Origin of the sequence: Streptomyces parvulus (assembly GCF_014648855.1) — a bacterium.
GTDB classification, from domain to species: domain Bacteria; phylum Actinomycetota; class Actinomycetes; order Streptomycetales; family Streptomycetaceae; genus Streptomyces; species Streptomyces parvulus.
The window spans coordinates 553,167-569,791 of sequence record NZ_BMRX01000001.1 but is presented as its reverse complement, the minus strand read 5'-3'; the positions used below and the strand labels follow the sequence as shown (position 1 = coordinate 569,791).

General features: G+C 74.3%; 21 protein-coding genes and 1 tRNA gene. 16 read left to right on the top strand and 6 right to left on the bottom strand.

Features of this window, described 5'->3' with window-relative positions:
• Positions 1-19: 19 nt before the first annotated feature.
• The 5 genes from IE108_RS02685 to IE108_RS02665 form a co-directional block, all read right to left on the bottom strand.
• On the bottom strand, positions 20-1,954 hold the full coding sequence (locus IE108_RS02685) for a copper resistance CopC/CopD family protein (RefSeq protein ID WP_107420213.1): 1,935 nt from the start codon (positions 1,952-1,954) through the stop codon (positions 20-22).
• A gap of 201 nt (positions 1,955-2,155) precedes the next feature.
• Entirely contained in the window at positions 2,156-2,944 is a 789-nt protein-coding gene (locus IE108_RS02680; protein WP_064728698.1) for an SDR family NAD(P)-dependent oxidoreductase, read from the bottom strand.
• A complete protein-coding gene (locus IE108_RS02675) occupies positions 2,941-3,432 on the bottom strand; it encodes a cupin domain-containing protein (protein WP_064728699.1) in 492 nt (163 codons plus the stop codon). The genes IE108_RS02680 and IE108_RS02675 overlap by 4 nt, the downstream gene beginning before the upstream one ends.
• Entirely contained in the window at positions 3,429-4,049 is a 621-nt protein-coding gene (locus IE108_RS02670; protein ID WP_064728700.1) for a GNAT family N-acetyltransferase, read from the bottom strand. The genes IE108_RS02675 and IE108_RS02670 overlap by 4 nt, the downstream gene beginning before the upstream one ends.
• Positions 4,042-6,234 (bottom strand): penicillin acylase family protein, encoded by a 2,193-nt coding sequence (locus tag IE108_RS02665; protein ID WP_064728701.1) that lies wholly within the window; start codon positions 6,232-6,234, stop codon positions 4,042-4,044. Before IE108_RS02665 ends, IE108_RS02670 begins: the two co-directional genes overlap by 8 nt.
• 84 nt (positions 6,235-6,318) lie before the next feature.
• On the opposite strand from IE108_RS02665, the gene IE108_RS02660 reads away from it, so the two are divergent.
• The 7 genes from IE108_RS02660 (at position 6,319) to IE108_RS02635 (ending at position 10,482) form a co-directional block, all read left to right on the top strand.
• On the top strand, positions 6,319-7,047 hold the full coding sequence (locus tag IE108_RS02660) for a siderophore-interacting protein (protein WP_064728702.1): 729 nt from the start codon (positions 6,319-6,321) through the stop codon (positions 7,045-7,047).
• Between the two features lie 24 nt (positions 7,048-7,071).
• Positions 7,072-7,662, top strand: coding sequence for an HhH-GPD-type base excision DNA repair protein (locus IE108_RS02655; protein WP_064728703.1), 591 nt, complete (start codon positions 7,072-7,074; stop codon positions 7,660-7,662).
• A 416-nt stretch (positions 7,663-8,078) separates the two neighbouring features.
• On the top strand, positions 8,079-8,741 hold the full coding sequence (locus IE108_RS02650; RefSeq protein ID WP_064728704.1) for an HdeD family acid-resistance protein: 663 nt from the start codon (positions 8,079-8,081) through the stop codon (positions 8,739-8,741).
• An 82-nt stretch (positions 8,742-8,823) separates the two neighbouring features.
• Complete coding sequence (locus IE108_RS02645; protein ID WP_107420214.1) at positions 8,824-9,129, top strand: hypothetical protein; 306 nt, start codon at positions 8,824-8,826, stop codon at positions 9,127-9,129.
• 54 nt (positions 9,130-9,183) lie between these two features.
• Positions 9,184-9,318 carry a hypothetical protein gene (locus IE108_RS35075; RefSeq protein WP_256036151.1) on the top strand — a complete coding sequence of 45 codons (135 nt, stop codon included), beginning with the start codon at positions 9,184-9,186 and terminating at the stop codon, positions 9,316-9,318.
• 142 nt (positions 9,319-9,460) lie between these two features.
• Positions 9,461-9,757, top strand: coding sequence for a type II toxin-antitoxin system VapB family antitoxin (locus IE108_RS02640; RefSeq protein WP_003999914.1), 297 nt, complete (start codon positions 9,461-9,463; stop codon positions 9,755-9,757).
• 110 nt (positions 9,758-9,867) lie between these two features.
• Complete coding sequence (locus tag IE108_RS02635) at positions 9,868-10,482, top strand: LytR C-terminal domain-containing protein (RefSeq protein WP_064728705.1); 615 nt, start codon at positions 9,868-9,870, stop codon at positions 10,480-10,482.
• 16 nt (positions 10,483-10,498) lie between these two features.
• Here the strand turns inward: IE108_RS02635 and upp are convergent, their stop codons facing one another.
• Positions 10,499-11,134, bottom strand: a complete 636-nt coding sequence (gene upp / locus IE108_RS02630; protein ID WP_064728706.1) for a uracil phosphoribosyltransferase — start codon at positions 11,132-11,134, stop codon at positions 10,499-10,501.
• Between the two features lie 139 nt (positions 11,135-11,273).
• Between upp and IE108_RS02625 the strand changes: the two genes are divergently transcribed.
• The 9 genes from IE108_RS02625 to IE108_RS02585 all read left to right on the top strand — a co-directional run bounded on the left by IE108_RS02625 (position 11,274) and on the right by IE108_RS02585 (position 16,501).
• Positions 11,274-11,510 (top strand): hypothetical protein, encoded by a 237-nt coding sequence (locus IE108_RS02625; protein ID WP_079163569.1) that lies wholly within the window; start codon positions 11,274-11,276, stop codon positions 11,508-11,510.
• Between the two features lie 301 nt (positions 11,511-11,811).
• The gene (locus IE108_RS02620; protein WP_064728708.1) at positions 11,812-12,354 is read left to right on the top strand and encodes a tRNA adenosine deaminase-associated protein; all 543 of its coding nucleotides are present in this window, start codon (positions 11,812-11,814) and stop codon (positions 12,352-12,354) included.
• A gap of 74 nt (positions 12,355-12,428) precedes the next feature.
• A complete protein-coding gene (gene tadA / locus IE108_RS02615) occupies positions 12,429-12,860 on the top strand; it encodes a tRNA adenosine(34) deaminase TadA (protein ID WP_064731848.1) in 432 nt (143 codons plus the stop codon).
• Between the two features lie 66 nt (positions 12,861-12,926).
• Positions 12,927-13,011: transfer RNA gene (locus IE108_RS02610), tRNA-Ser, on the top strand.
• Positions 13,012-13,142: 131 nt separating this feature from the next.
• Positions 13,143-13,940: a peptidoglycan-binding protein gene (locus tag IE108_RS02605; protein WP_064731849.1), complete on the top strand. Its 798-nt coding sequence runs from the start codon at positions 13,143-13,145 to the stop codon at positions 13,938-13,940.
• Complete coding sequence (locus IE108_RS02600; protein ID WP_079163571.1) at positions 13,937-14,947, top strand: helix-turn-helix domain-containing protein; 1,011 nt, start codon at positions 13,937-13,939, stop codon at positions 14,945-14,947. Before IE108_RS02605 ends, IE108_RS02600 begins: the two co-directional genes overlap by 4 nt.
• A 42-nt stretch (positions 14,948-14,989) precedes the next feature.
• Positions 14,990-15,166, top strand: a complete 177-nt coding sequence (locus tag IE108_RS02595; RefSeq protein WP_107420215.1) for a hypothetical protein — start codon at positions 14,990-14,992, stop codon at positions 15,164-15,166.
• On the top strand, positions 15,166-15,459 hold the full coding sequence (locus IE108_RS02590) for a Dabb family protein (RefSeq protein WP_064728709.1): 294 nt from the start codon (positions 15,166-15,168) through the stop codon (positions 15,457-15,459). The genes IE108_RS02595 and IE108_RS02590 overlap by 1 nt, the downstream gene beginning before the upstream one ends.
• A 202-nt stretch (positions 15,460-15,661) precedes the next feature.
• Positions 15,662-16,501 carry an RNA polymerase sigma factor SigF gene (locus tag IE108_RS02585; protein WP_107420448.1) on the top strand — a complete coding sequence of 280 codons (840 nt, stop codon included), beginning with the start codon at positions 15,662-15,664 and terminating at the stop codon, positions 16,499-16,501.
• Positions 16,502-16,625: the final 124 nt, after the last annotated feature.

Here is a 16,625-nt window from a genome sequence, read left to right as displayed (position 1 = left end):
CGCGGTCCCGCCGCCGGCGTCACCGCTCGATGCGGATCCGCCTCGACTCCGTCACCTGGTCGATCTCCGAGACGCGGACCGTCGTGCGCATCGTCCAGGTGCCGGGAAGGGGGAGGGTGAGGGTGTTGGCGCTCCAGTAGCCGCCGCGGTCGACCAGGTGGGCCTCGATGGGGCCGACGTCCTTGTCGGGGAGGGTGAAGGAGAGGCGGAGTTCGGGTACGGCGGCCAGGGCGCCGTCGGGGCCGAAGACCACGGCCTGGACGGCGTTGTCGCCGGTGCGGCCGGGGTCCAGGGTGATCTGGACCGTGCCCCGGGCGGAGTCGCCCAGGTCGAAGGGGACGTCGGTGACGGAGGCCGGCAGCACCCCGCCGGCCGGCGCCGAGCGCGCCGCCTCGTCCGCCGCGCGGCCCGGCACCGTGCTGGTCAGCACGGTCGTGATCATCAGGACGACGGCCGCGACGACCGCCTCGACCAGGACGGAGCGGCGCAGTCCGCGGCGGAGGGCGTCGGTGGCGGTGGATGGGGCGCCGGGGGTGGTGGGCGGGTCGCCAGGGGTGGTGGGCGGGTCGCAGAGGGGCGGTGGCACAGGGGTGGGTGGCCCTGGAGTGGGCGGCTCCGCGTTGGTGGAGTCGGGGGCGGAGGGTTGCGGGGCGGGTGGGGCGCCGGCCGGGATCGGCTCCCGCTCCATGTTCCGTTGCCGGTCCAAGTTCCGTTGTCGCTCCCGGTCCCGGTCCCGCTGCAAGTTCCGTTCCTTGTCCCAGTCCCGTTGCCGCTCCTCCTGCCGGGCGGGGACTGCCGCATTGGCCAGGGACGCCGTCCAGCGGCGGGACACGGCCGCCGCGGTCAGTGTGACGGCCACCAGGGCCACCTTGGCGAGCAGCAGCCTGCCGTACGTCGTCCCGGTCAGTGCCGGCCAGGAGCCGAGGCCGCGCCAGGACTGGTAGACGCCGGTGACGACGAGGACGGTCACGGAGGTGAGGGCGACGCGGGAGAAGCGGGCGGCCGTGGCGGCGTCCGGGGTCGTGCGCAGGGTGGTGAGGAGGGCGACGAGGCCGCCGAGCCAGACCGCCGTGGCCAGCAGGTGCAGTACGAAGGACGTCATCGCGAGCGGCACCTGGAGGCCGGCGGAGGCGTGCTCCCCGGCGGACCAGGTCAGCGCGAGGGCGACGGCGAGCACCGAGCCCGTGGCGGTGGCCCATGGGCTGCGGTGGCGGCCGTCGCGGGCCGCGCGCGTCAGGAGGAGCGCCACCGGCGCGAGCAGGGCCAGCCGGGCCAGCAGCAGCACGCCGGGCCGGCCGGTGAGGGTATCGGCGAGCGCGTCCGCGTCGAGGGCGTCCGCCGGGCCCGTGCCCGCCTCGTACGGGGCGCGCAGGACCAGCAGGGCGAGGGTGGTGCCCAGCAGCGTCCACCAGCCCGCGGCCAGGGGGCGACGCAGCCCGGTGGTGTCCGGGGGGCGGCACAGGGCCACGAAGGCCGCGACGCCGATGAGGAGGGCGGCCGCGAGGTAGGCGAGGTAGCGGGCGGTCTTGTGGAGGAGGGCGGTCAGGGGGTCCTCGGACGGTCCCGCGTCCACCGGCACGGACGCCGCCGCCGAGGGCTTGCCGACGGAGAAGGTGAAGGCGCCGGAGGCGGGGTGGCTGTCGGCCGACACCACCCGCCAGGCCACGGTGTACGTCCCCTCCCCCAGGCCGGCCGGGAGGTCGACCCGGGCCGTGTCGGAGCGGCCGCCTGCGCGCCCCGCCTCCCCCGTCCGCACCCGGTGTCCGCCGGGGTCGAGGACGCGGAAGGAGTCGTCGCGCAGGCCGACGGACTCGCTGAAGGTCAGGGTGACGCGGTCGGGGGCCCGGCCGAGGACGCTTCCGTCGCCGGGGTCGGTGGATTCGAGGGCGGCGTGGGCGGAGGCGGAGGTGGCGCCGCCGAGGAGGAGCAGGACCAGCAGGGGGCCCAGCAGCAACAGCCGCCGGATCGCAAGGCGTTCGGGCCGTCCGCGGTGTTCCTCCTCCGCTCGCCGGTCCGGCCGGCCTCCCCGCCACCGGGCTCCAGCGCGTGCACCGTCCACACACCTCACGTCGCATCTCCGTCGTCGGGACCCACTGCCTCGGGGATGTGTACGGACCCGGGAGCCGCCCCGCTCACCCGTCCGCCCCGCGGATCCTCACCACGACGGACGTGCCGTCACCCCGCCGTCCACCACGAGGTCGTGGCCGGTGATCCAGGACGCCAGCCGCGAGGCGAGGAACACGCACGCGTCGCCCACGTCCTCCGGGCGGCCCAGGCGTCCCGTGGGCGCCGCCAGCCGCCAGCGCCGTACGCCCTCCGGCCAGGCCTCGTCGAGGCCCTCGCGGTCGATGAGCCCGGGGGAGACGGAGTTGACCCTGACTCCCCAGGGCCCGTACTCCTGCGCCGCCGAGCGGGCGTGCATCACCACCGCCGCCTTGGAGGCGCTGTAGTGCGCGTGGGCGGGTGCGGGCGCGGACGCCTCGATGGAGGCGATGTGGGTGACCGTGCCGCCGCCTTCCTGGGTCCGCATGACGCCGGCCGCGGCCTGGGTGCAGGCGAAGACGCCGGTCAGGTTGGCGTCCAGCACCGAGCGCCACTCGGCGGCCGTCATGCCGGGCAGGTCCCGCAGCGGCTGCACACCGGCGTTGTTGACCAGCGCCGTCAGGCGGCCGCCGCCCCAGTCGGCGGTCTCCTCCACCACGCGCCGGGCGGCCTCCTCGTCGGTGAGGTCGGCGCGCAGTACCGTGGCGCGTCCGCCGGCGGCCGCGATCCGGCCGGCCGTCTCCCGCGCCGCGTCGAGCGACGTACGGCAGTGCAGCGCGACCGCCGCGCCCTCCTCGGCGAACCGCAGCGCGATGCCGCGGCCGATGCCGCCACCGGCGCCCGTGACGAGCGCCACCTGACCGTCGAGGAGCCGTGCGGGCGGGTTCACATGCGGCTTCATGGGCGGCACAGTTCCACGATCCGCGCGGCCCGGCCCGGATAGCGCGCCGTGAGGCCCGCCGCGTCGCCGTGCTCGTAGTCCCCGTAGGTGAAGCCGGGCGCCATCGTGCACCCGAACAGCGTCCACGCGCCGCCCGCCGCCACGGCGCCGCCCATCCAGGTGCCGGCCGGGACCGTGAGCTGCACGTGCTGCCCGCCCAGGACGTCCGGTCCCAGCACGGCCGTCCGCGTGCCGCCGTCGGGGGAGAGCAGCAGCAGTTCCAGCGGGTCGCCGAGGTAGTGGTGCCAGACCTCGTCGGCGGGCAGGCGGTGCAGGGCGGAGAAGTCGCCGGGGCGGGCGGTCAGCAGGGCGACGATCGCCGACCCCTCGGGGCGTCCGTCCGGGCGTTCGGGGCCTGCCCAGGTGCGCCGGAACAGGCCGCCCTCGCGGGGGATCGGCTCCAGTCCGTAGTGCGCGATCAGGTCCTCTGCGGTGGGTGGCGGTGTCACCCCCGGAACGCTACCTCCCGGCGGAGGAAGGCCAGTTGTGCCTTCTTCTCCGGCAGGTACACGTCCGGCAGGTCGACCTCGGGCAGGACGACGGCGGGACCGGCGGTGAAGCCCTGCCGCAGGAAGCGGGCGACGGCCTTCTCGTTGTCGATGTCCGGGTCGACGACGATGCGGGTGCGGTCGAGGCCCACCAGCACGTATCCCAGCAGCGCCGCCGCCAGCGCGGCCGTCCAGCCGGGCCGGGCACCCTCCGTTCCGGGCGGGGCCAGCAGCAGGTGGACGCCGATGTCGCCGGGCTCGACGTCGTAGCACTCGCCCACCCGGTCGCCCGCGGGCTCGTAGGTCTGGAGCAGGGCGACCGGTTCGCCGTCCTTGACCACGAGGTGGGCGTGGTGGGTGTCGAGGGTGTCCATGTGCGCGTAGACGTCCTCGACCTGGTCCCGGGTCAGTTCCGTCATCCCCCAGAACGCGGCGCGGCTCTCGCTCACCCAGCGGTGGATCACCGCGGCGTCCTCGGCGGGGTCGAGGGGCAGGACGCGGACGGTGCCGAAGCCCGCGAGGTCCTGCTCGTGCACGGGGGTGCGGGTGGCGTACGCGGAGGTCTGCGGATCAGACATCGGATTCCTTCGTGAGCTGGTCGAAGTCCGTGACCACGGGGGCGAGTTCCCCGGCGAGCCACAGGGGCTGCTGGTCCTGGTGGTGCGGTGAGCCGGGGACGCCGGAGGCACCGTGCGGCACCGCCCAGCGGCTGCCGCTCCGGTCGGCGAGGTCCCAGACGTAGCGGGCGGCCGGGCCTCGGGCGGCCAGGTCGGTGACGCCCGGCACGGGGGACGTGCACAGGACGCAGTCGTGGTCGCCGGAGAGCCGCGGGCCGGGGGCGGGGGCGGGCGCGGAGCCGTCGGTGGGGGTGGGGGTGGGGTCCGGCAGTGCGCGCCAGGCGGTGAGGCGGTGGGTGTCGCCCCAGGTGCCGGCCGGCGGCCGGGCAGCCACCTCCTCCAGCGCGGCCCGGACGGCGGCGGCGCGGTCGATGCCGTACAGGTCCTCGGCGCGCAGCAGGTGTTCGAGGGCGTGGCCGACGCGGGGCACGAGCGCGAGCCACGGCTGGAGCACCTCGGGGTACGCGGGCGGCACGGACGCGGGCGCGAGGACGGGGTGCGCCGCCAGCCGCCGTACGACCGCGGTGCGCAGGGCGGCGTAGTGGGCCGCGTCGGTGCTGTCGGCGTCCATGTGCCGGTCCCAGGCCAGGAGGCGGTCGCGGAGGGCGGCGGCCTCGGGGGTCAGGCCGTCCAGGGTGGTGAGGCGGTCGAGGAGGGCGGCCGCCGAGCCGAGCCGGGTGTCCGTGTGGATGGCCGGCATGTCCGCGGCCGACCAGCGCTCCCGGCCGGCGAGCAGCTCGGTGATGCGGTCGGCGCGGTGCGGCGGGGCGAACTCGATGCCGAGCGGGGTGGCGGGGCCGCGCTGGTTGGCCATCACGGCGACGCCGTCGGTGAGGCCGGCCCGGGGCGGGGTGTGCCAGCCGTCCCAGGCGTGGCCGGGCTCCCAGGCGGGCACCGGGCGCAGGCGGTTGGCGTCCGGCCGTATCGGCACGCGCCCCGCGACGCGGTGCAGCAGGCCGCCCTCGGTGTCGGCGGCCTGCACCACGTTGACCGGTTCGGCCCACGCGTCCAGGGCGCGGTCCACGTCGGCGACCCGGCGGGCCCGGAGCAGGGGCAGCAGGGCGCCGAAGCCCAGGTCGGCGGTGACGCGGGGCGGGTAGCGGAGGCTGAGGGCGGCCGGGGTGCCGTCGTCGAGGCCCTCGGGGCCGCCGGCGATCACCGGGCCCCGGTCCGTCTCGATGACCTCGACCTCCACGGTCTCCCCCTCCGTCCCCTTCTCCCCCGCGACTCTGATGAGTTCGGTGTGCCGGGCGGCGCGGTGCCAGACGCCGTCGGGGCCCAGCGCCTCGACGCCGGCGCCGGTGCGGCGCAGCCGCTCGTGGTAGAGGTCCTGGTAGTCGGACATCGCGTTGGTGATGGCCCAGGCGACCGTGCCGGTGTGGCCGAAGTGGGCGATGCCGGGGATGCCGGGGACGGCGAGGCCGACGACGTCGAACTCCGGGCAGGACAGGTGGATCTGCTGGTAGACCCCGGGGTCCTCGATCCAGCGGTGCGGGTCGCCCGCGATGAGCGCGTGGCCCGTCGTGGTCCGGTCGCCGCTCACCAGCCAGCCGTTGCTGCCGGCGGTGCCGGGGCCGTCGGTGGCGAAGAGGGCGACGGCCTCCGGGCCGAGGTGGGTGGTGATGTGCTCGCGCCAGAGCTTGGCGGGGAAGCCGGCGAAGAGGATGTGCGTGGCGAGCCAGACCGCGAGCGGGGTCCAGGGTTCCCAGCGGCCGGGGGTGAGGCCGGTGCGGGTGAATTCGGGGGCCGGGGCTTCGGGGGTGGCGGGGGTGGGGGTGGTGGTTGTGGGGGTGGTGGTTGTGGGGGTGGTGGTTGTCGGGGTGGTGAGGGTGGTGGACAGGCCCTCGTTCACGCCGTCCACGTACGCCCGTATCCACGCGGCCGTCTCCGGGTCCTTCTCCTCCAGGGCCGCCTGGCAGCGGCGGGCCGTGTCGGCGAGGCGGGCGCGCCGGGCGAGGCGGTCCCAGGAGAGGGCCCCGGGGCCCAGGAAGGACGCGGAGGTGCCCACGGCCCGGTGGCGCTCGACCTCCAGTTGCCAGGCCCGGTCGCGGGCGGTCACCCGGCCCTGGGCGCGGGCCAGTTCCTGCACGCTGTCCGCACGCAGGTGCGGGATCCCCCAGGCGTCGCGGTACGTCTCGGCGCTCACCCCTGTGCCTCTACTTTCCTTTAGGTTAGGCTCACCTAAGTTATTGCGGTGGTGGCCGAATAGTACGTGAAGGGTGAAGAAACGATGGGGCAGGGGCGGGGTTGGGAGGGCGCGGTCCTCAAGCTGATGCGCGCGAAGGACTTCGAGTTCACGGTCACGGACGCGGAGGACGTGACCCCGGAGTTCCGGCGGCTGCGGCTGACCGACGGCGGCATGCTGGCGGCGACCGGGGTGCACCCGACGATGTGGGTGCGGCTGTGGTTCGACAACGCGGGCAAGCCGCACCAGCGGGGGTACACGCTCGTCGACCCGGACGCCGAGGCCGGCACCTTCGGCATCGAGTTCGCCCTGCACGAGGGGTGCGCGAGCGACTGGGCGCGGGCGGCGAAGCCGGGGGACACGATCGAGGCGACCGTCCAGGGCACGGGGTTCGACTTCCCGGAGCCCGCTCCGTCGCGCGTGTTCGCGGTCGCCGACCCGGCGTCGCTGCCCGCGCTGAACTCCCTGCTCGACGCGCTGGGGCCGGTGCCCGCGACGATCTGGTTCGAGGGGGGCGCGGACGAGGGGCTGCCCTTCCGCACGGATCCTGGGCGGCACGAGGTGCGTGCGGTGCCGCGCCGGGACGCGGGGGCGCATCTGGTGGCCCGGGTGAAGGAGGAGCTGCCGGAGCTGGTGCGCGAGGCCGGGGGGGAGCCGTACGTCTGGATCGCGTGCGACACGGTGACCACGCGGGCGCTGGCCTCGTACGCGCGCAAGGAGCTGGGCGTTCCCAAGCAGCGGGTGAACGCGCTGGGGTACTGGCGCGCGACCTGAGCCGGTACGCGCGATCATCGGGGCATGGACGTCACACTGCACCTCGCCCAGGACCCCGAGGCCGACGAACTCCTCGGCCGCAGCCCGCTCGCCGCGCTGGTCGGCATGCTGCTCGACCAGCAAGTGCCGATGGAGTGGGCGTTCAAGGGGCCGTCGACCATCGCGCGGCGCATGGGGGCGGAGGATCTGGACGCGCACGACATCGCGGCGTACGACCCCGAGGGCTTCGCGGCGCTGCTCTCCGAGAAGCCGGCCGTGCACCGGTACCCCGGGTCGATGGCGGGGCGGATCCAGCAGCTGTGCCGGTATCTCGTCGAGACGTACGACGGTGATGCCGAGGGGGTGTGGCGGGGGGTCGAGTCGGGGGTGGAGCTGTTGAAGCGGCTGGAGGGGCTGCCGGGGTTCGGGAAGCAGAAGGCGCAGATCTTCCTGGCGCTGCTGGGGAAGCAGCTCGGGGTGCGGCCCGAGGGGTGGCGGGAGGCCGCGGGGGCGTACGGGGAGGCGGACGCGTTCCGGTCCGTCGCGGACATCACGGGGCCGGAGTCGTTGACGAAGGTGCGGGCGCACAAGCAGGAGATGAAGGCTGCGGCCAAGGCGAAGGCCTCCGGCCAGTAGGCCGTCGGGTGCCTGCGGCGGCCTGTGGCGGGTTGGGTGGGGGTGCGCGTAGCGCCTTCGGTTCGGGGGTGGGTCGGGGGTGCGCCGGGGGGTGTCCGTCCTCGGAACGGCGCGGAATCGGTGGCTCAAGATCCCAAGGGCGTTGACGCGCCAACCGCTGCGGGCGGACACCCCCCGGCACACCCCCTTCTCGCCGTCCGCGGCTCTCCGACCCAGCTGCGGGCAGTCGTGCCGCTGGGGCGGCACGGGTGGGCGCAGCGGCACCCAGCTACGCCGGGCCGCGTCTCCCACCCCCGGCGCCCGCACCCACCCCGGGTGACACGTGAACGCCGAGCCGTCTCGCGCTCGGCGGGCCGCGTCAGTCGGCTGGACCGTCCCGGGTGGCGGGAGTGCCGGGCGCGTTTTCAGCATGGAGCATGACTGAGCCACCTGGCGGGCCTCCCGGAGGGACGCCGTACGACGATCGCGGGGTTCACGCGCGGCGCGGTGCCGACGGGGGGCGGTCCGAGCCCGTTTTCGAGGGGCCCCTGCACCTGCTGTCCCGCACCGCGTGGCGGACCGTGCTGTTCACCGGGATCGCCTCGCTGGTCCTCGGTGTGCTCGTGCTGGTGTGGCCCGGCGCCTCGCTGGTGGCGGCCGGGGTGCTGTTCGGGCTCTACCTCGTCGTCAGCGGCGTCCTGCAACTGGCCGCCGCCTTCGGCACGCACCGGACGACCTCGCTGCGGGTGCTGGCCTTCGTCAGCGGCGCGGTGTCGATCCTGCTGGGGCTCTTCTGCTTCCGCGGGCCCTTGCAGTCCGTGCTGCTGCTCGCCCTGTGGATCGGCATCGGGTGGCTGTTCCGCGGCGTCACCCAGATCGTGGCCGCCGTGCACGACCCGCAGATGCCGGCGCGCGGCTGGCACGTCTTCCTCGGCGTCGTGACCGTGGTGGCCGGCATCGTCCTGATCGACTCGCCGGTCGAGTCGGCCTCCGTCCTCATGCTGGTCGGCGGCGTGTGGCTGGTCGTCGTCGGCGTCGTCGAGATCGTCACGTCCCTGCGGCTGCGCGGGCGCGCGCGTCAGGTCCCGCACGAGCTGTGAACGCCGCCCGCGCCTACGCCGAGCGAGCGGTTCTCATACCCGGCGCGATGCCCGGCGCGGGCCCGGCGGGGACACGAGTGAGGTGAGCCCCGCACCGCACGCCGCCACCGCACGCGCCGCCTGGCTGCGGGTGCTCGTGCTGCTGCTCGCGCTGGTCGTGCCCTGCGCGCACGCCGCGGCCGAGGCGGTGCCGGTCACGACGGTGTCCGCCGGTGCGGTGGGGGAGTACGACCAGGTCGACAGCGCCCTGCGCACACCCGTGCGCGGCGCCCGGCGGGCCGCGCCCGTCATCCGGCGGGCGGTCCGCCGTATCCGCTCCGCGCCCTCCGCTCCAGCCGTCCCGCGCTCCCGCGCGCGCGGCCGGCGCTCCGTGGTCCTGCGCTGCTGAGAGGTCCCGGCTCCAGCAGCACCGGAACCCACAGCACGGAGAACAGGAGCAGTCATGCCCAACGACCCCTACGCCGTCCTGCGCGCCCTCCTGCGGGCCGAGGCCGCCCGCAGCACCCCGAAGCCCGGCAACGCCCCGCAGGCCCCCGTCGAACGGCCGCTCACCACGCGGGAAGGGGGACGCGGCTGAGGCAACGGAGCGGGCGGCGGGGGCGGTTCGGGACCGCCCCCGCCGCCGGGTTCCCGAATGATCCCCTTTACGGCGTCATTTCCAGCACCGCACTCGGGCGCCATGGCTGCGCCCGCAACGTCCGGGCCGGTAGGCTTTCCGTGTGATCTTCAAGCGCATCGGAAACGGCCGGCCGTACCCCGACCACGGCCGGGAAAGCACCCGGCAGTGGGCGGACGTCGCTCCGCGTCCGGTCCGCCTCGATCAGCTCGTGACGACCAAGGGCCAGCTCGATCTGGAGACCCTCCTCGCCGAGGACTCCACCTTCTACGGCGACCTCTTCGCGCACGTCGTGAAGTGGCAGGGCGACCTGTATCTGGAGGACGGTCTGCACCGCGCGGTGCGCGCCGCGCTCCAGCAGCGGCAGGTGCTGCACGCGCGCGTCCTCGAACTCGACTGACCCTTTCGGGTTGCCTTGCGGCCCACCTCGGAACGTCGACTGATCATCTAATAGGCATCGCCGCCCCGGCGCATTACGCTGCGCCCATGAGCATGCTGACTCCTCCCGGCATGGGTGGCCAGTACAAGATCACGGGGGACAAGTACCCCCGGATGCGCCCGGCCCGGCGACGCGGCAGGCTCGCGTTCCTCGGCGTCGCCGGCGTCACCGTCCTCGGCGTGCTCGGCTGGGGCACGCTCCAGCTCGTGGACGTCTTCACCGGCGGCGACAAGGCCTCGGCGGCCGGTGCCGCGGGCTGTGCCCCGTCTCCGAAGGCGAGCGCCGCGCCGGCCGCGGTGAAGCCGCCGAAGCCCGGTCAGGTCACCGTCAACGTGCTCAACGCGACCACCCGCGGCGGCCTCGCGCAGAAGACCGCCGACGAGCTGAAGAAGCGCGGCTTCCGCGTCGGCGAGGTGAGCAACGCGCCCAAGGAGTACGACAAGAAGGTCGCCGGCACGGGGCTCCTGCTCGGCCCGGCCGGCTCCCAGAAGGGTTCGCTCACCGTGCTCGGCACCCAGCTGGGCGGCGCCGAGCAGCGCGTCGACGCGGCCCGCAAGGGCGCCGAGGTCGACCTGATCATCGGCGACGCCTTCAAGGGCCTGGCGAAGCCGGCGGACGCCGACGCGGCGCTGACCCGGCTGAGCGCGCCGCAGCCGACGCCCGTCGCGGAGAAGAAGAGCTGCTGAGCAGCCCCGGGGGGTGCTACTCGGCCGCCCCGTACATGCGGTCGCCCGCGTCGCCGAGGCCCGGCACGATGTAGCCCTGCTCGTTCAGCCGCTCGTCGACCGAGGCCGTCACCACCGTCACCGGGGTGCCGGCCAGCTCGCGCTCCATGACCTCGACGCCCTCGGGGGCGGCGAGCAGCACCACGGCCGTCACGTCGTCGGCGCCGCGCTTGATCAGCTCCTGGATGGCGGCGACCAGCGTGCCGCCGGTGGCCAGCATCGGGTCCAGGACGTAGACCTGGCGGCCGGACAGGTCGTCCGGCATGCGCGTGGCGTAGGTGGAGGCCTGGAGCGTCTCCTCGTTGCGCACCATGCCGAGGAAGCCCACCTCGGCGGTGGGCAGCAGCCGGACCATGCCGTCGAGCATGCCGAGACCGGCCCTCAGGATCGGCACCACCAGCGGGCGCGGGTGCGAGAGCTTGACGCCGGTGGTCGGGCAGACCGGCGTGCGGATGTCGACCTGCTCGGTGCGCACGTCGCGCGTGGCCTCGTAGGCGAGCAGGGTGACCAGCTCGTCGGCGAGACGGCGGAAGGTCGCGGAGTCGGTGCGCTGGTCGCGCAGCGTGGTGAGCTTGTGGGCGACCAGGGGGTGGTCGACGACGTGGAGACGCATGTCCCCCACAGTAACCGGGCCCCACGGGGCCGTCGTCCCCGCGCCGGACAAGGCGCCGGACCACCGCTCCACTCGTTCGCCGGAGTCAAACCGCCCGGGCGGGGGAAGGCGGGAGGGACGGAGACTGGGTGGTGAGACTGTGCCTGACCGGAACTTCCACGACATGCCGTCCCGGGGCGAGGAGCCGGGGACCCGACGCGGCACCGAGCCCGAGGGCGGTGCGGAACGGGACCGGGGAGCCGAACGGCGGCGCCGCCGGGCCCAGTTCCTGCGGGACCTCGCGGAGGCCCGCGAGCTGAGGGACCGCGTCCAGCCGCGCCGCGTCAAGGTCGCCCGGCTGCGGCACGCCATGCGGATGCGCACCTTCCGCTGGTGACGTCCCCGCCCCGGCGGGGGAAGATCGCGCGCCGCGCCGACGTTGGTCGGTACGGACGTACGCGGGGACCCGACGGAATCCGCGTACGATCCGCACGTGGCGGCCGCCGGGTGGCCCTGCGGGAACGTACTTCGCGTGACTTGGGCCGAAACTGCCGGACACAGGGCTCCGAAGACGTCCCCCGAGCGCCTTGTTTCTGCCACGATTCCGAGTGGGTGGGCTCGGAGCACCGCTCCCCCGCCCACAGCCTCCGCCGGGGGGAACCCCAACCGGCACGCCTAGGACCAGTGGGAGAGTCACGGTGTACTTCGCCGCACTGCTCGCGCGCACCGAAGACGGGTGGGAAGCGAGCGACACGGAGCTCGACGATGTGGAGACCCTGTCGGATCTTGCCGACCTGGCGCGGGAGGCCTCTCCCGACGAGGACACGGTGCTCGTGCTGATCGAGCAGGAGGACGCGTGGTTCGGAGTCGTCCGCGTGGACGGCGAGGAGGACCCCCGCATCTACGTGTCGGACGCCGCCGCTGCCGCCCGCAGCAGCTACGGCGAGATCCTGCTCACCGACGAACTGCTCGGCCGGGACCCCGGTGACGACGACGACCTCGACGCCCTCGACCTCGACGGCACCGAGGACGGCGAGTCCGACGACGACGAGGACGGTGCCGAGGGCGGTGACGGGGCCGCCGGTGCCGCCGAGGCCGTGCCGCACGGGCCGGTCGGCGACGCGGAGGTCCTCGACGACCTCGGCGTGAGCGAGAAGGAACTGCGCTCGATGTCCGGGGACGCCGTCGGGGAGATCGCCGAGGCGCTGGGCGCCTCCGACGTGCTGGAGACCGTCCGCTGAGCGAACAGGAACAGGACGCCGGCGCGGACCGCTCCGTGCCGCCCGACCCGGTGCGCGACCCGTGGCGGCCCGCGATGCGGCTCGCCCTGGCCGAGGCCGGGCGGGCCGCGCGGGGCGGCGACGTCCCGGTCGGCGCCGTGGTGCTGGCACCGGACGGCCGGACCGTGCTGGCCGCCGGGCACAACGAGCGCGAGGCCACCGGCGACCCGACGGCCCACGCCGAGGTCCTCGCCATCCGGCGGGCCGCCGCCGTGCTCGGTGAGTGGCGGCTGGCCGGCTGCACGCTGGTCGTCACCCTGGAGCCGTGCACGATGTGCGCGGGCGCGCTGGTCCAGTCCCGCGTGGACCGCGTCGTCTACGGCGCCCGCGACGACAAGGCGGGGGCGGCCGGCTCCCTGTGGGACGTCGTGCGCGACCGGCGGCTCAACCACCGTCCCGAGGTGGTCGAGGGCGTGCTGGCGGACGACTGCGCCCTGCTGCTCACGGACTTCTTCCGGGACCGCTGACGGCCCCGCACCGGGCGTCCACAACCGATTTCAAACCAGGCCGCACTCTGTTGTAAGGTCTCTCTCGGTAGCGTGTCCGAGCGGCCGAAGGAGCTCGCCTCGAAAGCGAGTGTGGCGCAAGTCACCGAGGGTTCAAATCCCTCCGCTACCGCTCTTGAAGGGCCTCGTCGCAAGACGGGGCCCTTCGTGCGTCGAGGGCACCGGACACGGGGGTGCGCTGATGCAGAATGAGCCGTGCCACGGGGGGCCGGGCCTGCGGTCCGGAACGCGATGGGGGGAAGCGTGTCGCGCTGGAGGGAACTGCCCGCGGGGTTGCATCCGTCCGTCCACCAGCTGATCGTGCGCCTGCGCACGCTGAAGGACCGCAGCGGACTCAGCACGCTGCGGCTCGCCGTACGGACGGGCTACAGCGCCAAGTCCTGGCAGCGGTACCTGAACGGCAGGGCCCTGCCGCCGGCGGAGGCGGTCCGGGCGATCTGCCGCGTCGGCGGTGACGACCCGGCCGGGCTGCTGGCCCTGCACGAGATCGCGGCCGAGCGCTGGGCGGAGGGCGGACCGGTCCCCGCCGAGTCGCACGAGGAGCCGGCCGCGGCGCCGGCGCGGACCGCCGGGGACCGGCGGCCGTACGGGCGTCACCTGCGGGTGGCGGTCACCGCTGGGGCCGTGGTCACCGTGGTCTCCGTCTCCGTGGCGCTCCTGCTGGCCGTGCGGCTCACCGAGGCCCGCGCCCAGTTGGCACGCGAGCGCGGCGACGCCGTCGCGACCACCCCGGCGACCGTGACGGCGGACCTCGTGCCGGTCATCTACACCTGCCGGCTGGAGCGGCTCGACGGCCGCTGGTACGCGGGGCTGAGCCGGACCAGGGATCTCCTGCTGTCCAACACCCAGGTGGGACTCGAAGTGGCCGAGGCGCAGTGCCTGCTGCGCCGGGCGGGCACCGCCCCGGGGGACATCGACGGGATCTTCGGCCCGAAGACCCGGCGCGCGGTCGAGCGCATGCAGAAGCAGAACGGGCTGATCGTGAACGGCGTCGTCGACCCACCCACCTGGAAGGCCCTGCGGGAGGCGGATCCGAAGTGACCCCGGAGCACACCCGGCTGGTCGCGGCGCTCAGGGAACTGCGCGTCGGCGCGGGTCTGACCCTGGCGGCGCTGGCGGAGCGGACGGCGTACAGCAAGTCCTCCTGGGAGCGCTACCTCAACGGCAAGAGCCTGCCTCCGCGTCAGGCCGTCCGGGAGCTGTGCCGGCTCGCGGGCGAACCGCCGGGACGGCTGCTGGCCCTGTGGGAGATCACCGAGGCGCACTGGAGCGGACGCGCGGCGTCCTCCCCCGCTCCCGCGGCCGCCCGTCCCGCTCCGGAGGACGGTTCGCCGCTTCCGCCCCCGCTCACGCGGGTGCCGGCCGGCACCGGTGCCTGGCGGCGCCCCGGCCGGAGCAGGCTCCTGGTGCTGCTGGCAGCGGCGTACACCGTGATCGTCGGTGGGGTGGCGGCGGTGCTGTTCCTCCTGCTGCCGGACTCGGAGGAGCGGGAGGAGGACCCGCGGCCGGCGTCGGTACCCTTCTCCCTCGCTCCCCTGTGCCACGGGGCCGCCTGCGAGGGCCGGGACCCGATGCGCCTGATCTGCGGTATCGGCCCCGACACCCTCGCCGCGTACCGCACGGCCACCGGCGCCCACGTCGAGCTGCGCCACAGCGACAAGTGCGGCGCGAGCTGGGCCAGGACCTGGGGGACCGAGATCGGCGACCGGCTGGACGTCACGGCGGACGGCCCCACCCACAGCGTGCTCGTCGCGAACGCGGACGACGCGGCGGCCTTCATGTACACCGGCATGACCGAGGTCTCCCGGGGCAGCACCGTGCGGGCCTGCTTCCGGCCCGCGTCGGTGGACGGCGAGCGGGAGTGCTTCGAGGCCCGCGTGGGCGAGGCCGCCACGGCGACCCGGAGCGCCGCGCCCGCGGTGCCGTCGGGCTCCGGCGGGCAGCCGGCCGGCGCCGCGGGGCCGGAGAACTCCGGGGAGGCGCCGGGCCTCCGTCCCGCTCTCCCGGACGCACACCGTCGTCAGACGGGAACCTTCGTGCGATCATGAGCGACCGAAAGGCGTGCGTCGAAAGGGACAGGGGAGGCCGCGGTGGCGGTGAACTCGAAGAAGATCGCCGTCTACGCGCTCGTGGTCTTCGCGCTGTACGTGATCATCACGGATCCGGCGAAGGCCGCCGACTACGTCCAGATAGGTTTCCAGGGGATCTCCGACGCGGCGAGCGCCGTCGGCGACTTCATGACCTGGGCCGCCAACGGAGGAAAGTGATGATCCGCCACCTGGTGCTGTTCAAGCTGAACGACGGCGTCGAGCGGGACGACCCGCGCGTCGTGAAGGGCGTCGAGGCCTTCCGGGCCCTCGGCGGCCAGATCGAGGAGCTGCGCTTCTGGGAGTGCGCCTGGAACATCAGCGACCGGCCCATCGCCCACGACTTCGCCATCAACTCGGCCGTGGACGACACCGACGCCCTCACGCGCTACCTCGAGCACCCGGCGCACCAGGCCGGTGTCGCGCTCTGGCGGGAGTTCGCCACCTGGGTGATCGCCGACTACGAGTTCTAGCCGTCCACGGGCTCCGGGACGCCCCGCGTCCCCGGTCCCGCGCTCCCACGGCCCCGTACCTGCCCGGTGCGGGGCCGTTCCGCGTTCACTCAACACGACGTTATGCGGTGCTTGCACACAGTGGACATGTCTTGTGATGCTATGACCGCTTTTGACGGATGAGTTGACGGAAGAGCTGACTGATCACGAGGTGGAGTTGACCGTGCCGGCCAGTACTGCGCCTCAAGCACCGCCCGCACCGCCCGCCCAGGCCCAGGAGGCCCCCGCGCCGCAACGCAGCCGGGGTGCCGACACCCGGGCCCTGACCCAGGTGCTCTTCGGCGAACTCAAGGACCTCACCCCGGGCACCCCGGAGCACGACCGGGTGCGCGCCGCGCTCATCGAGGCCAACCTCCCGCTGGTGCGCTACGCCGCCGCCCGCTTCCGCTCCCGCAACGAGCCGATGGAGGACGTCGTCCAGGTCGGCACCATCGGGCTCATCAACGCCATCGACCGGTTCGACCCGGAGCGGGGCGTGCAGTTCCCGACCTTCGCGATGCCCACCGTCGTCGGCGAGATCAAGCGGTACTTCCGCGACAACGTCCGCACGGTGCACGTGCCGCGCCGGCTGCACGAGCTGTGGGTGCAGGTCAACAGCGCCACCGAGGACCTGACGACCGCCTTCGGGCGCTCCCCGACGACCGCCGAGATCGCCGAGCGGCTGCGCATCACCGAGGACGAGGTGCTGTCCTGCATCGAGGCGGGACGGTCGTACCACGCCACCTCGCTGGAGGCCGCCCAGGAGGGCGACGGGCTGCCCGGACTGCTCGACCGGCTCGGCTACGAGGACCCGGCCCTCGACGGCGTCGAGCACCGCGACCTCGTCCGGCACCTGCTGGTCCAGCTCCCGGAGCGGGAGCAGCGGATCCTGCTGCTGCGCTACTACAGCAACCTCACCCAGTCGCAGATCAGTGCGGAACTGGGCGTCTCCCAGATGCACGTGTCGAGGCTACTGGCGCGTAGTTTCCAGCGACTAAGGTCCGCGAACCGGATCGACGCGTAATCTCGGAACGGGCTGGAGACGCAGTCGAAAGCGCGAGCGAGGTATCACCGGGGCGAGCGAATCGCTCACCAGGGCCGTTGCGCTCCCAATCGGGCTGAAAGGCCGTCAGACCCCCTGTTTCCAG